General features: G+C 38.9%; 10 protein-coding genes. All 10 read left to right on the top strand.

Annotation, left to right across the window (positions count from 1 at the left end; genetic code table 11):
• Positions 1-195 precede the first annotated feature (195 nt).
• The 10 genes from ACFPM4_RS16610 (at position 196) to ACFPM4_RS16655 (ending at position 14777) form a co-directional block, all read left to right on the top strand.
• Positions 196-2247 (top strand): GxGYxYP domain-containing protein, encoded by a 2052-nt coding sequence (locus ACFPM4_RS16610; protein WP_382354204.1) that lies wholly within the window; start codon positions 196-198, stop codon positions 2245-2247.
• A gap of 353 nt (positions 2248-2600) precedes the next feature.
• On the top strand, positions 2601-4784 hold the full coding sequence (locus tag ACFPM4_RS16615) for a hypothetical protein (RefSeq protein ID WP_382354207.1): 2184 nt from the start codon (positions 2601-2603) through the stop codon (positions 4782-4784).
• Between the two features lie 33 nt (positions 4785-4817).
• Positions 4818-5783, top strand: coding sequence for an ABC transporter permease (locus tag ACFPM4_RS16620; protein WP_382354210.1), 966 nt, complete (start codon positions 4818-4820; stop codon positions 5781-5783).
• A gap of 15 nt (positions 5784-5798) precedes the next feature.
• Positions 5799-6695, top strand: a complete 897-nt coding sequence (locus ACFPM4_RS16625) for a carbohydrate ABC transporter permease (protein WP_144926266.1) — start codon at positions 5799-5801, stop codon at positions 6693-6695.
• 63 nt (positions 6696-6758) lie between these two features.
• On the top strand, positions 6759-8384 hold the full coding sequence (locus ACFPM4_RS16630; RefSeq protein WP_382354214.1) for an extracellular solute-binding protein: 1626 nt from the start codon (positions 6759-6761) through the stop codon (positions 8382-8384).
• A 141-nt stretch (positions 8385-8525) separates the two neighbouring features.
• Positions 8526-9404, top strand: a complete 879-nt coding sequence (locus ACFPM4_RS16635; protein WP_382354217.1) for a sugar phosphate isomerase/epimerase family protein — start codon at positions 8526-8528, stop codon at positions 9402-9404.
• Between the two features lie 282 nt (positions 9405-9686).
• Entirely contained in the window at positions 9687-10778 is a 1092-nt protein-coding gene (locus tag ACFPM4_RS16640; protein WP_144926274.1) for a Gfo/Idh/MocA family protein, read from the top strand.
• 72 nt (positions 10779-10850) lie between these two features.
• Entirely contained in the window at positions 10851-11357 is a 507-nt protein-coding gene (locus ACFPM4_RS16645; protein WP_382354221.1) for an AAA family ATPase, read from the top strand.
• Between the two features lie 53 nt (positions 11358-11410).
• Positions 11411-13144 (top strand): phospho-sugar mutase, encoded by a 1734-nt coding sequence (locus ACFPM4_RS16650; protein WP_382354224.1) that lies wholly within the window; start codon positions 11411-11413, stop codon positions 13142-13144.
• A gap of 289 nt (positions 13145-13433) precedes the next feature.
• The gene (locus ACFPM4_RS16655; RefSeq protein WP_382354226.1) at positions 13434-14777 is read left to right on the top strand and encodes an ABC transporter substrate-binding protein; all 1344 of its coding nucleotides are present in this window, start codon (positions 13434-13436) and stop codon (positions 14775-14777) included.
• The last annotated feature ends 159 nt before the right edge of the window (positions 14778-14936 follow it).

Here is a 14936-nt window from a genome sequence, read left to right on the forward strand (position 1 = left end):
AACATATTCCTTCTGCAGAAAAAATTAAGCGCTATCATTTATCGAAGCAACACATCTAATCACAATCAATATCTATGGGATATTAGTTTTATTCCCTTGATATAAAAATTTATTGTTGGAGGTGAATAGATTAGTAGAATGCTAGTTAAGTGATACGAGATTAAAAGAAAACAAAAAATGTTGCAGGAGGAGAAAATGGTAAGAAAACTATTTTTGATCAGTTTGATGCTAGTGCTCGTTTTATCAGGGAGTACAATTTACGCGCAAGGTCCTAATCCTGAACCAGCGAACAATGGCAAAATTACTTGGCCAACTAGTCAAGCGCTACCTTCCTTTGCAAAGCCAAAACATCTAGATGTAGTTGATATAGAAAAAGAGCCAGGTGATGTGAAATTACTTTTCGCCACTTTACAAGGAAATATAAATCGAGAAAGACCGAGAATATATCTTTTTGAGAATGTGGAAGAAGGCAAATATACTTGGTTGAATGATTTAAAAGTTCCTTATACTGAGGCAGAAAACCCATGGAATGTACTGTATAAGTATAAAGATGAAATTGATGGCATGGTAATTTATGATCCAGATGTGCCAGATACAGTGAATGTTGCAACGACATATGCAGGTTTGGAAAATGCCGTTGTAGTAAGTCCGGAACTAGCTGCAAGACTTCAAAGAAAACCATTCAGTCTTGAGATTCTTAAAGACTTCCGTGGCCAATTTGAAGATGGGTTAGAAGCTTATCAATGGCAGTTCGAGCACCTATGGCCAAGAACAACACATCGTATGTTAATTGGGTTAAGTCCAACAAAAGGTGTTCCACTTCCAGATGATAACTTTGACTCCTTCGTTACAAAATTAGTAGCAGAAGAAGTTCGTGATAGTTCTAATCGCGATGTATACGAGATCGATTTAACGGAATTCCTAGGTGAGGATGCAGTATACCTTCGTTTCCAAGATGCTTACTCAGCTGATGGCTGGGGTCCTGCTGTACATGAAGTAACCGTGAGAGCGGATGGAGAAGTGATTGCGCAGTTTATCCCAGGTACAGAAAGTGAAGAACCATATTTATATGATGCCGATGGATCCAATTCAGACTCGCGTTTTGATTATCATCGCTGGGCAGATGGCGGAGCATACTTTGTATACGAATTTACGCCTCCAGCAAATACTGACGAATTAACTGTTTCAGTTGATATGTGGAACCAGTTTAAAGTATCAGCATCCAATGTGAAGCCAGTTGCATCTGGAGATCAAGAACCTTATGGATTCTTACGTGACTATGCAGTGGCAAATAAAGCAATGGTGTTCTGGTTAGAATCAAATCTTACAGAAGAAAAAGCATTATTCGAGGAAATTTTATCTGCTACAGAGCCGAACACTCCATACTTAGGTTGGTTTGGAAATGATGTTGCAGGTGAATTCAGTGGTACAGAGCTTGCTTCGAAGCATGGTAATTACGTGCTAGCAGCAGACTGGTTTAATAATATGACTGTTTTCTCAGGAGCGAAAGGGAAAATTAAAAAACAAAAACCAGTAGCAGCACCGGAATTGGAAAACAAGATTTATATTACTTTTACATTAGGTGAAGGTGACAACCTTCAGTACAACCAACATCGCATGCGAATCATTTGGGATGACGAGAGACGTGGAAGTGTTCCAATTAACTGGACAACAAGCCCGTTATTATACGATGTTGCACCTTCCATTCTTGGTCATTTCCAACAAACTGCAACTGATAATGACCTATTAATTGCTGGTCCATCAGGAGCTGGATATATTTATCCAAATGTTTGGCCAGACGAAACATTCCATACGTTTGCGAAACAAACAGGTAAATACATGAAGAAAACAGGTATGGATATTATTTATGCACTGAACCGTGAAGATCACAGAGATGTCATGTTAACAGAACAAAAAGCTCAGGCTTATATTGACTACGCAAATCCAAATGGAATTTTTATCGGTTGGGATAACTATTCCGAAACAACGATCTTAAATGGAAAATTACCACAATCTATTCTTTTATCTGCAAGCAGTGTTGGGCAAGCCCAAGAAGTCATTGCTAGAGAAACAGCAGATTGGGATGGCGAATCACCATTATTCGTTGCAATGGGAATGCTAGCATGGTCAATTGGCCCGAGTGAAATTGAAGAAATCGTTAACTCTCTTGGAGAAGAATTTGAAGTTGTCCGCGGTGACCAATATTTCGAACTCGTACGCGAAGCCAACGGATTACCGAAGAAGTGATTGTAAAAACTACCATTAAATTTCTGTAAGAATTTTTCGTGCAATGTTGATTGGAGCGGAGGGCACGAGACTCCTGCGGGAAAAACGGTAGCCGGGAGACCCCACAGTTAGAAAAGCGAAGGTGACTGAACAGCGGCGTATGAACGCGAGACATTCCTGCACTGAGATAAAGGAAACACGGCGAGGAACGAGCCGATGTTGACTTATCGTAAGGAAAGGAATGGCTCGTTCTCTAGCCGCTAGGAGCCTGAGCTAGACAGGCGCGCCTAGCGCCGAGGAGGCTCCCGAACCGCCCGCGGAAAGCGAGTGTCTGGAGCGGAAATCAATAATCCATTATAAAAGGGTTGGTAAAAATGACAAACAGAAATCGAACAGAAGAACGTACAGGATTTCAGGAATCAGCTCCTTACAGGTCTTCCTATGACCTGCAAACCGACTTTGTCATGGTCTATGGAATCGATAAAACGATGCCAGAACGAATAAAGAAATGGAAAGAAAAAGGATATGTCATCCACCTCATGACAGGAGTTGCCTGGGGCGAGTACCAAGACTATTTATACGGAAAAGTAGACGGTAGAACACATTGGGATGAAGCCCAGAAAAACAAACAAGGTGATCACATTAGTCATGGTGTTGATGTGCCATACATGGTACCAACGGTTGCTTATACGAACTACTTAACAGAGCGAATAAAAATAGCTGTAGATGCGGGAGTAGAGGCAATTCACTTAGAAGAACCAGAATTTTGGGTGGATGGTGGTTACTCAGACGCATTCAAACGCGAATGGCAAATTTATTATAAAGAACCATGGATGCCACCGCATGAATCAGAAGACGCTCAATACCGAGCTTCCAAACTAAAAGCCTATTTATATAAACGGAGTTTGGATCGACTATGTAGTGAATTAAAAGAATATGCACTCGTAAAATATAATCGTTTTCTCCGTTTTTATGTACCAACACATAGTCTGATCAATTACACACAATGGCGTATTGTAAGTCCAGAATCCGCATTAATTGATTTACCAGCAGTAGATGGATATATTGCACAAATTTGGACAGGAACATCTAGGACTCCTAATGTATACGAAGGCGTACGAAAGGAACGAACATTTGAAAGCGCTTTTCTGGAGTATGGCATGATGCAGGAGCTTGTTAGTGGAACAGAACGGAGAATGTGGTTCCTACACGATCCAATTGAAGATAATCCACGCTACACATGGTCTGATTATAAGAAAAACTATTTTAAAACAGTTGTCGCATCACTTTTACATCCAGAGGTTGCTAGATTCGAAGTGTCTCCTTGGCCAAGAAGGATTTTTGATGGGAAGTACCCGAGTGAAGAAAATCATGAGGTGAAAGAAGCCATCCCAGAAGAGTATGCAACGACATTACTGAACATCATGCACACGCTTGGAAATATGAATCAAGATGATGTTCAAGTATATGGCAGACAGGAAAAAATCGGTATCCTCCTTTCTGACTCCATGATGTATCAAAGAAAGAATATTGCTGCTCAAGGCTCAGAGGCGAAATATGATGGAACAGATGCAGCTGCAGTGGAAAAAGAAGAAGATATCAAACTATTAAACTTCTCTCATTTCTATGGTTTAGCACTACCTCTATTAAAAAGAGGATTTTGGGTAAGGCCTGTTCAGCTCGATAATGTACGTCGTTTTTCCAATTACTTAAAAGACTACCGTGTTTTAATGTTAAGCTATGAATTTTTGAAACCGGAATATCCTGATTTACATAATGCAATTGCCCAATGGGTGAAAGATGGGGGGATTCTAACCTATGTTGGCGATGACGGCGATCCATACCACAAAGTACGAGAGTGGTGGAATAATGGCAAGCAGAAGTATGACTCGCCAAGGGAGCATTTGTTTGAGAGCTTAGGCTTAACAACTAACATACATGCCGGAATCCATTCAGTAGGGAAAGGAATCGTTGGTTATCTTCCACAATCTCCTGATAGCTGTGCGGAAAGTAAGCAAGGTGCAGATGCTTTAAGAGAAATAGTGAAGAGCAGTTTAGAAACTGCTGACCAAAGTTTTAAATGGGAAGAAAATAATTATTTTATGCTACAACGAGGACCATATCGAATTGCTGCCGTAATGGATGAATCGATACATCTAAGTCCCCTTGAAATCGAAGGAAAGTTTGTAGATTTATTTGATTCACAATTGCCCATTCGAGAAAAAATTGTATTGAACCCAGACGATAATGTATTTCTTTACGACTTAAATTACGAGAGACAAAATAATCAAGTTGAAGTGATTGCAGCGTCTTCTCGTATTGAGAATCTAGTTCATGATGAAGAAGGTTTCGAAATGGTCGTAAAAGGTCCAGAGAAAATGAAGGCAGTAGCACGAGTATATAGTGCGCGAAAACCACAACATGCTTCCATGGTAACTGCTGACAAAGCGAATGAAATTAAGTGGGAGTGGGATGAATCATCAAATACCATTTTACTTCATTATTTTCATGATTCCGATCAGGAAGTGAAGATACAAGTTAGATGGGAAAATGACTAAATCTGAGGCTTTGCCTTAGGGAAAGGGGGAAAAATGAAAAGTCATGCGGAAGCGCCAATAAACAGAAAGCCTGATATTAGTAGAAAAGCCAATAAAAAAAATCTTTGGAAAAGAATCTGGGAACATCGAATTTTTTACTTATTTTTACTTCCAGGTGTCATTTGGTTTTTTATCTTTTCCTATATTCCGATGTATGGTATCACCATTGCCTTTAAAGACTTTAACTTTGCACAAGGAATATTTGGTAGTCCATGGGCAGGGCTGAAGTATTTCAAACAATTTTTTGATTACTATCAATCTGGCGAAATTATCCGTAACACATTAATTATTAGTTTACTAAAGCTAATCATTGGTTTTCCAATGCCGATTATATTAGCGCTTATGTTAAATGAAATTCGTTTCCCTAAATTCAAGAAAACGGTACAAACTATTTCGTATTTACCACACTTCATCTCATGGGTTGTTGTGGTGACATTGATGCAAAGGATGTTTACACCGTATGGTGGACCAGTAAACGAAATTATTGCCGCATTAGGCTTTGACAAAGTGCAAATTTTAGGGAATATAAAGTACTTTTACCAACTGATCATTCTTTCTGATATTTGGAAGGGAGTTGGTTGGGGAGCTATCATTTACCTGGCTGGTATCTCCGGGATTGATCCACAGTTATACGAAGCCGCAAAAATGGATGGTGCTAACCGTTTCAGGCAAATGTGGCATGTGACATTACCTTCGATTCGAGGAATTATGGTTATCTTATTCATCCTAGCATGTGGAGGAATTATGTCTGTAGGTTATGAACAATTATTACTTTTAAATACACCTTCCACGGCTTCAATTGGAACGGTATTGGATGTATATGTCATTAAAGCAGGTTTAGAGCAAGGTAGATTTAGTTATGCGGCAGCAGTAGGTTTATTCCAAGGACTAGTCGGAATGATATTAATCATCACCGCAAATCAAATTAGCCGCAAAGTAAATGAAACGTCACTATGGTAAATAGGAGGGGATAAAATGCGTATAAGAAAGTGGTCGCTTTTTTCCATCATAAATTATTCACTACTAGCACTTTTTGCTTTTACTACACTTTACCCCTTTATTTACATCCTAGCTTATTCGCTAAGTGACGGGGTAGAGGCGATGAAGAATACGATCTATTTCTTACCAAAAGGATTTACATTTGAAAATTACATTACTATTTTCAAAGATACGAAATTCTTAGGTGCATATCAAATTACGATATTGCGAACATTGATTGGAACAGTTCTTCATGTGTTTTTAAGTGCATTATTCGCTTATGCACTAACAAGAAAGAATCTCCCAGGTCGGAGCTTCTTCACATTCTTTATCTTCATACCAACACTATTTAGTGGTGGTTTAATACCGACATTTGTATTGTATCGTGATTTAGGATTGATTAACTCGTTTTGGGTGTACGTCATTCCATTTCTATATAGTTTCTTCCATATTATTATTTTGCGAACGTTCTTCCAGCAAATTCCGAGCTCATTGGAAGAATCAGCGAAAATGGATGGTTGTGGAGATTTCCAAATCTTCATGCGAATTATTATGCCATTATCGATTCCCGTATTAGCAACAATTGGTTTATTTAATGGAGTATTTCACTGGAATGATTGGTTTACGGGTACCTACTTTGTGACAAGTAAAGAACTTTTACCAGTACAAACTTTATTGAATAATCTCTTGAATGAATCACAAGCATTAGCAGATGCCGCTAAGAGAGCTTCTGAAATTGGTACTTCAACCGGATTAGTGAATGCATCACAGACGACACCAGAGTCTTTGCGAATGGCAACCTTAATGATTGCGACATTACCAATCTTATGTTTATACCCATTCTTACAAAAGTACTTTGTAAAAGGTGTAATGATTGGCTCTATTAAAGGATGAACCTTCTTTCGAAACGGGAGAAGTTTATCAATAAAAAATATGTGGTGACGAGGGGGAAGTAAGATGAAAAAGGCGTGGAGATTAGCATTACCTTTTTTGCTAGTTTTAGTGCTTGTAGGACTGTCCGCATGTAAAAAGGAAGAAACGAATGCAGACGGATCTATCACATTGAAGGTCTTGCATAACTGGAATGGTTCAAGCGGGGCTGAAAATATGCTTGATAACCCTGTTGCAGAGAAGATTTTAGAAGAAACAGGTGTGCGTGTTGAGTTTGAATACACTACTGGTAGTGAAACAGAAAGAATTACACAGATGTTTGCTACAGGGGAAGAGTTTGATATGTACACTGGTCCTGCATGGGGCGGAGAAAGTGAAGTGCTCCTGAAGGCGGCAAATGAAGGACAACTATGGGATTTAACAGAATATATTGAGAAGTATCCGAATCTAGCAGAATTAGTGAAAAAAGAAAACTTTGCTGAATCATTATACGATAATATCATTAGCAAGCAAAAGGGTGGCCAATTCATGCTTCATGCAAACTACCCTGCGACAGATGCAGACGTTACAAACTGGTTATACGGTCTGTATGTAAATAAAGAAATTGCAAGCGAAGTTGGAGTTGATCCACAAACGGTTCACTCGCCTGAAGAACTGTATGATTTTCTAAAAAAGATAAAAGATGCAAACCTTGAAGTAAACGGTAATCCAATCTATCCACTAGGTGCTCTAGGTGGTGGATGGCCATTAGATATTATGTCGGAGATGTTTGTTCCAGTGGCTGGATCAACAGCGTGGTTTATTGATGATGATGGAAATACAAGACTGAACTTCATGACAGAAGAGTATGAGAACTATATTTTATACATGCGCAAGTTGTTAAGTGAAGGTCTACTAGATCCAGAAGTATATACACATACGGATACAATCGCGAAAGAAAAAATTGCACAAGGCCGTGTTGCTGCTCTTCCAAATCAGTTCCCTGGATTATGGACAGAGTTAGTAAAAGCTGGTCTTCAAGATAAGTATGTTCCACTTGGACCTATGAATGACTTTAATGGTGATAAGTATCGTACGGAAGTGAATGTAACAGGTAATAACTTAATTGCAATTCCGAAAACTGCTTCCAAAGAAAAACTAGAAGCAGCGATGAAGTTAATGAATTTCTTAGCATCGGATGAAGGTTATTTACTAGCGAACTATGGAATCGAAGGCGTCCACTATGAAATGAAGGATGGCAAAGTAGAAGCGAAGAAGGAATGGGTAGATAAGGTCCAAAAAGATCCAAAAGCATTAACGAATGAAGGGGTTATGTTTGGAAGCTTATCTGGTTTGAATCGCCAAGTATCATTAGCTGGTGGTCCATTCGGATATCAATATGATGAAAGATATAAAGTGCAAGCAGAATTCGAGAAGATTATGACACCAGATGGAATCAAAGCTACAACTGGTAAGGATCCTAACGTAGTGTTTAATGAGCATCCGAAGTATGAGCAAATCAAAGCTATTTTCGATACGATGGGTGATGTTGTTCTTCAAGCAATTCATGCGACATCAGAAGGTAAAGCAAAAGAATTAATTAATGGAACAAGAGACGCATTAGAAAAAGCAGGAATTCATGAAGTAGAAGATGAGATTACGAAACAAGCTAAATCTGGAACAGAGTTCATGCGTTACAGAACATCGAACTAAGCAAGTAATGAAATTGCCTTTAGGGGGAGGGAATCTCTCCCTTTTTTTCTTATAAAAACTACTAAAAATCATTCGTGTGAATATAGTAGAAAGAGTGATTTTAGAATAACTACTAATCTTTTATTACTGGAGGATACATATATGTCATTTAAAATTGGGATGCGCATTCCGCCGAAAATTGGTGCTCAAGGCATGGAAAGTGTAGCAAGTTGGGCGAAAAGTGTTGGGTTAGATGTGGTAGATGTTCCGTATTATAACGAAGAAGTAAAAGAGATATTTGACAGAGTTGGGATTGAGGTTGGCTCGATTGATGGCGTTGGAGCAGTTGGGATGACAAAGCTTTTAAGTGAAGATGAAGCAAAACGCCGGGAAGCGGTGGATGCCCTAAATAAGCAAATTAGTGAGGTCGCTAAAATAGGTGGTAAGACGATGTTTATATGTCTGGCACCAGATGATATATCCCAACCGCGTTCACGAAGTTTTGAAATTTGGAAGGAAACATTTCCAGAGGTTGTGGCACAAGCAGAAAAATCGGATGTTTATTTTGCTTTAGAAGGATGGCCTGGACCTGCACCACAATATCCTTCGATTGGATGTACACCAGAAATGTTACGGGCCATGTTTGAAGCCATTCCATCAAAACATTTTGGTGTCAACTATGATCCATCCCATCTTGTACGTTTGGAAATTGATCATTTACGATTCTTATCTGAATTTGGATCAAGGGTAAATTATTGTCATGGAAAAGACACGGAAATTTTAACAGATGATAAATATGAGATGGGCATCTTAGCAGCTACATTCGGTAATAAGTATGATTTCTCGGAAGGCTCATGGCGATATACAATTCCAGGAGCAGGAGACGTCAATTGGGAAAAAGTAGCGATTCGTCTTGAAGGAATTGGCTATAAGGGACCAATTAGTATTGAACTAGAAGATCACCGCTACTGGGGTACATTGGAAAAGGAACAACAAGGGATTTTGAAGGCGAAGCAACATTTGGAGTCTATATTTAAATAATAGGCTCTGTTAAACTCTGTCGTTGATTTTCGCTCCTGTACACTCGCTTTCCGCGGGCACGGCCTCAGCTAACATGGCAAAGAAAACCGCTTTGCCAAGTGGATCTTCGGCTCGTGCTGTTCCCGCAGGAGTCTCGTGTACATCCGCTACAATCAACTAAGTTGTTAACAACAATGAAATTTAACAGAGCCAAATAATTAAAAGCTTACAAGCTTGCGAGAAAGACAGATCTTTAGTCGAGTGGTGAAAACACCACTCGATTCATAATGGGAGGACAACGGTATGGAGAAGAAGATAAAAATTGGAATTATTGGTAGCGGTGGCATTGCGCAGGCACACGCACGCGCTTATATGCGCATGGATGATGTGGAGATTGTTGCAGTAGCAGACGTCATTCCAGGGAAAGCTGCTGAGTTCGTTAATAGGTTAGGAATTACAGGTGCAAAGGCATTTGATAGTCATTTGGAATTACTAGAATTAGATGTTGATGGTGTGAGTGTTTGTACGCCAAATGTGGCCCATCATCGCACAAGCGTCGATGCACTCCAAGCAGGAAAACATGTTTTAGTAGAAAAACCACTTGCCGTCACGTTAGAGCAAGGGGTAGAAATGGTAGAGGTCGGCAAGAAAGCAGGTAGGATCTTATCTGTAGGCTTCCAACCGCGTTATGATCCGAACATGCAAACCGTTAAAAACATTGTTCAATCAGGTGAGCTTGGAAATGTATATTATGTACAAACTGGTGGCGGTAGAAGACGAGGCATGCCAGGGGGGACTTTTATAAATAAAGAACTTGCTGGTGCAGGAGCAATGGCTGATATCGGTTGTTATTCCTTAGATTTAGCATTAAATGCACTTGGCTATCCGAAACCACTCAGTGTTTCTGCTTACACATCGAATCATTTTGGTACAAATCCGCATTACCATGCAGAAGCTTCTAAGTTTGAAGTAGAAGATTTCGGTGTGGCGCTTGTTAGATTAGAAGGCGGAAAAGTGTTGAACTTTAAAATATCCTGGGCGATGCATATGGATTCATTAGGACCAACTCTTTTCCTTGGAACAGATGCAGGCTTGAAATTAACTCCTGCAGGAAGTGGACCTTGGAGCGGTGTTTGGGATGGAGGAATTGGCTCGATTACCCTTTTCCATGACATTCAAGGGCATCATACAGAAAGTCCTATTTCTGTTCAGCAACATAATGTCGATATTTTTTACGAAAAAGTACGCGCCTTTGTAGTAGCGGTGAAGGAAGGAACAGAAGCTCCGATTCCAGGAGAAGAGATTTTAATAAACCAAGCTATAATTGATGGAATTCTACGCTCATCCGAAATCGGTAAAGAGGTGGATATCCATATTCCAAAAATCGGGGGGTAACAACCTCCCGATTTTTCTTCGAATTTCGATATAAAATTGTGGTATGATACTATGTGGAATGGGGATGATGAGATGTTGCAAATTTTTATCATTTCTGGCCCGTGCGGAGTGGGTAAGTCGACTGTCTCAAAGGAATTAACTCGTCTTATTCCGAAGAGTGCGCTTATTCACGGTGATGATTTTTTACATATATATAATGAAGCTACATCACCACCATGGGAAGAAATGTTAGCTATCATGTGGAAGAATATATTATCGATCACACAAAATCTCCTACAGCATCAATTTCACGTTATAATTGATACCGTAGTTGAAGATGAGCTAGAATGGTTTTGTAGACATTTTTCTCATATGAATGTACAGATTCGCTATGTCGTTTTACGAGCCGATGCATCTGAATTAAAAGAGCGTATACTAAAACGTGGTGATGTTGAAATAACTGAACGTTCCTTATTTTTACTTGAAAAATTAGAAAATGAAACAGCTTTTAACAAACCGTATTTATACGATACAATGGATAAAGCAGTGGAGGAAATCGCAAAGGATATTATCGAGTTTCCTCCATTAAAAATAAAGTAAAATTGGGCGAACTTGAAAATACCGCCCCCCTCTATCGAAAGGTGAGTGTTATCATGGATTTGAAGTTAAAGCAATGGCTAGAATTTGAGCATTTAGATGCGAAATTAAAAGAAGAATTACAAGCAATGCAAGGAAATGAGAAATTATTAGAAGATAGCTTCTATAAAGATTTAGAGTTTGGTACTGGTGGAATGCGTGGAGAAATTGGCCCTGGTACAAACCGAATGAACATTTATACAGTGCGTAAGGCTGCCGAAGGTCTTGCTCGTTTTATTTTGGAACAAGGTGCGGAAACAATGGCACGTGGTATCGTAATTGCCTATGACCCACGTCACATGTCTGCAGAATTCGCATTGGAAGTAGCAAAAGTAGCTGGAAAACATGGCATTCAAGCATATTTATTTGAATCTCTCCGTCCAACACCAGTACTTTCATTTGCAGTACGTTATTTACATGCGTATGCAGGGGTAATGATTACAGCGAGTCATAACCCACCAGAATATAATGGATTGAAAATGTATGGTGAAGATGGTGGTCAGCTACCTCCTGCAGAAGCGGATGTGATTATCCGTTATGTACAAGAAGCAGACAATGAACTAGAAATTGAAGTAGCTGATGAAGCAGAGCTTACAAATAAAGGTCTTCTAACATACATCGGTGAAAAAGTGGACAGAGCTTATATTGAAGCAATGAAGTCTATTCAAATTAATCGCGAGGTTGTTGAAAAAGTTGGGAAGGACCTTAAAATTGTCTTCACACCACTTCATGGTACAGCGAATCTCCCTGTTCGTGAAGGTTTGAAGGAATTTGGCTTTGAAAATGTCACGATTGTAAAAGAACAAGAGCTACCTGATCCGAATTTCTCAACGGTAGCATCTCCAAATCCAGAAGAACATGCTGCATTTGAATTGGCAATCAAATATGGACAAGAAATTGATGCAGATATTCTAATGGGGACAGACCCAGATGCAGACAGATTAGGAATTGCAGTGAAAAATGATGCAGGTGAATATATCGTATTAACCGGTAACCAAGTAGGAGCGCTACTAGCGAACTATATATTGGAACAAAAACAACAAAATGGTACCCTTCCTGAAAATGGTGTTGTCATCAAAACAATCGTAACTTCAGAAATTGGAAGAGCAATCTCAGAACATTTCGGACTTTCTACGATTGATACTTTAACAGGATTTAAATTTATCGGTGAAAAAATTAAAGAATTTGAAGAAACACATGAACATACATTTTTACTTGGCTATGAAGAAAGCTATGGTTATTTAATAGGTGATTTTGTTCGTGACAAAGACGCCGTACAAACAGCTGTATTTGTAGCAGAAGTTGCTGCTTATTATAAGTCACAAGGAAAATCTCTATATGATGGCTTAATGGAGATCTTTGAAAAATTCGGCTTCTATAAAGAAACACTAAGATCATTGACGTTAAAAGGAAAAGACGGAGCTGAGCAAATTGCAGGCATTTTAGAAGAGTTCCGTAATAATCCACCAAAAGATATTAACGGTGTTGCGATCAGCAAAATTGAAGACTATGACACAAGTATTAGTCTAGACGTAGCTACAAATGAAAAAACAACAATTGAATTACCAAAATCAAATGTTTTAAAATTTATCCTAGAAGATGGATCATGGTGCGCACTCCGTCCATCTGGAACAGAACCAAAAGTGAAATTCTACTTCGCAGTCAAAGGCAATTCCCTACAAGACAGCGAACAAAAATTATCGGTACTTGTCGAAAATATTATGGGTAAAGTAGACGAACTAATTAAATAAGCTGTTAACCCCCACACTAATCTAGATAGTAGAACGGTGTGGGGGTTCTTTGTGTTATACGGACATATTTCATCTAAAAAGTAGATTATTACATTTTTTGGTTGACATGTACGGTCAAGATTATGTATATTATGGATATTGTGAACGCATCCTAGTGGATACTTTATGAAATTGGACGATGTTAGAGGGTGATGTTACATAAGATTCATTTAAAATGTACGTATAAGTTATATGTTAGCATACTTGTGAAAAGAGGTAGAGGGAATATTCGAATAGAGGAGGAGACAGTATGAAAAAGTTTGTAAGCGCATTCCTTGTAATGGTTTCTCTTGTTCTAGTAATTTCTGGATGTAGCAGCGGGGAGAAAAGTACTAAGGATGAAGGAGAAAAGTCCGCAGATCAAAAGGAAGAATTAACGTTTGATAGCTCTTTAGAGGGTGAGATTACTTTTTGGAATTTCCTCCCTGATATTTATGATGGAGTGATAGAAGAGTTCAATAAAGTTTATCCAAACATTAAGGTGAAAAATGTTGTATTAGAATTTGGAGAACTGCATGATAAATTGCAAACAGTAACATCTGCTGGAAGTGGAGCACCAGATGTTGCGTTAGTAGAACAAGGGAGTTTTCCTCGCTATGGAAACGGTGTACTAGAAAACCTGCTGCAGGAACCATATAATGCAGGACGCTATCAATCAGATACATCGGAGTATAACTGGGAGCGTTGGAAATCAGTAGATGGTACGCAACTTCTCGGTATGCCGTGGGATGTAACACCAGGTGTTTTTTACTATAGAGAAGATTTATATGAACAACATGGATTACCAAGTGATCCTGATGAGTTAGGTGAATTTCTCCAAGATCCAGAAAATGTGTTAACTGCAGCGCAAACTTTTGCAGCCAATGGAATTTACATGTATGAATGGCGCGATTCTCCAGCGATTCAATATGGAGATGCAATTGGCTACTATGATTCGGAATACAATTGGTTGAGAAATGATGAAAAGATGGCAGACCTATTAGACTTTGTGAAAAGAGGCGTACAAATTGGATGGGCGCCGCAAGTGTCAGCATTGTTCTCTGATGAAGGTAAGCAACTAGTTTCTCAAGGGAAAATAGCTTCCTTTCCTGCAGGTAGCCAAATTGCCCGTGACTTAGAAACGTTATTCCCTGACCAAGCTGGCAAATGGCGTGTAACGAGAATGCCACTTGATTTATATGTGGGGCTTGGTGGATCTGCACACGTAATTCCAGCTCAAAGCCAAAACAAAGATGCTGCTTGGGCATTTGTAGAATGGATGAATCGTAGTGAAGAAGCGTGGAAGATTTTCACTGACCATTCAATCCAACCTGGTTGGACAAGCATTTCCACATTACCTTGGTATGCAAATCATGAAAATGAATACTTAGGTGGGCAAAAAGATTATGCGTTTTACGATACGTTAGATGAGCACATTCCTGTTAGAAGATTAACACCTTTTGATGGTCAAGCTTGGGAAATTTATATTAGTCACGTTGCAAGAGCCATTGATGAAAATATTGATTCCAAGACAACGTTAAACCAAATTGAAGACCAAGCGGAAAAACAAATCCGTCCAGAGATTAATAAATTATTAGAATCTGAATCGAATTAAGGCCACTTTTCTCACATTCTTTTTAGAAATATAGCAAAATATGAAAATATTTAAAGCGTTTCCATTGAAAAAATGTAAATACATGATAAAATCAAATCATAAATATACGTACAAGTTTATGTTGTTGAAGATGACTGGTAATCGAATAACCTTTCCCCT

Source organism: Lederbergia graminis (genome assembly GCF_042655485.1).
In the GTDB taxonomy this organism is placed as follows: domain Bacteria; phylum Bacillota; class Bacilli; order Bacillales; family Bacillaceae_C; genus Lederbergia; species Lederbergia graminis.

Bases quoted from the DNA above. Each gene is read 5' to 3' on its own strand.
- ACFPM4_RS16610 (WP_382354204.1), top strand. From the start codon at position 196: ATGGTAAGAAAACTATTTTTGATCAGTTTGATGCTAGTGCTCGTTTTA.
- ACFPM4_RS16615 (WP_382354207.1), top strand. From the start codon at position 2,601: ATGACAAACAGAAATCGAACAGAAGAACGTACAGGATTTCAGGAATCA.
- ACFPM4_RS16620 (WP_382354210.1), top strand. From the start codon at position 4,818: ATGAAAAGTCATGCGGAAGCGCCAATAAACAGAAAGCCTGATATTAGT.
- ACFPM4_RS16625 (WP_144926266.1), top strand. From the start codon at position 5,799: ATGCGTATAAGAAAGTGGTCGCTTTTTTCCATCATAAATTATTCACTA.
- ACFPM4_RS16630 (WP_382354214.1), top strand. From the start codon at position 6,759: ATGAAAAAGGCGTGGAGATTAGCATTACCTTTTTTGCTAGTTTTAGTG.
- ACFPM4_RS16635 (WP_382354217.1), top strand. From the start codon at position 8,526: ATGTCATTTAAAATTGGGATGCGCATTCCGCCGAAAATTGGTGCTCAA.
- ACFPM4_RS16640 (WP_144926274.1), top strand. From the start codon at position 9,687: ATGGAGAAGAAGATAAAAATTGGAATTATTGGTAGCGGTGGCATTGCG.
- ACFPM4_RS16645 (WP_382354221.1), top strand. From the start codon at position 10,851: ATGTTGCAAATTTTTATCATTTCTGGCCCGTGCGGAGTGGGTAAGTCG.
- ACFPM4_RS16650 (WP_382354224.1), top strand. From the start codon at position 11,411: ATGGATTTGAAGTTAAAGCAATGGCTAGAATTTGAGCATTTAGATGCG.
- ACFPM4_RS16655 (WP_382354226.1), top strand. From the start codon at position 13,434: ATGAAAAAGTTTGTAAGCGCATTCCTTGTAATGGTTTCTCTTGTTCTA.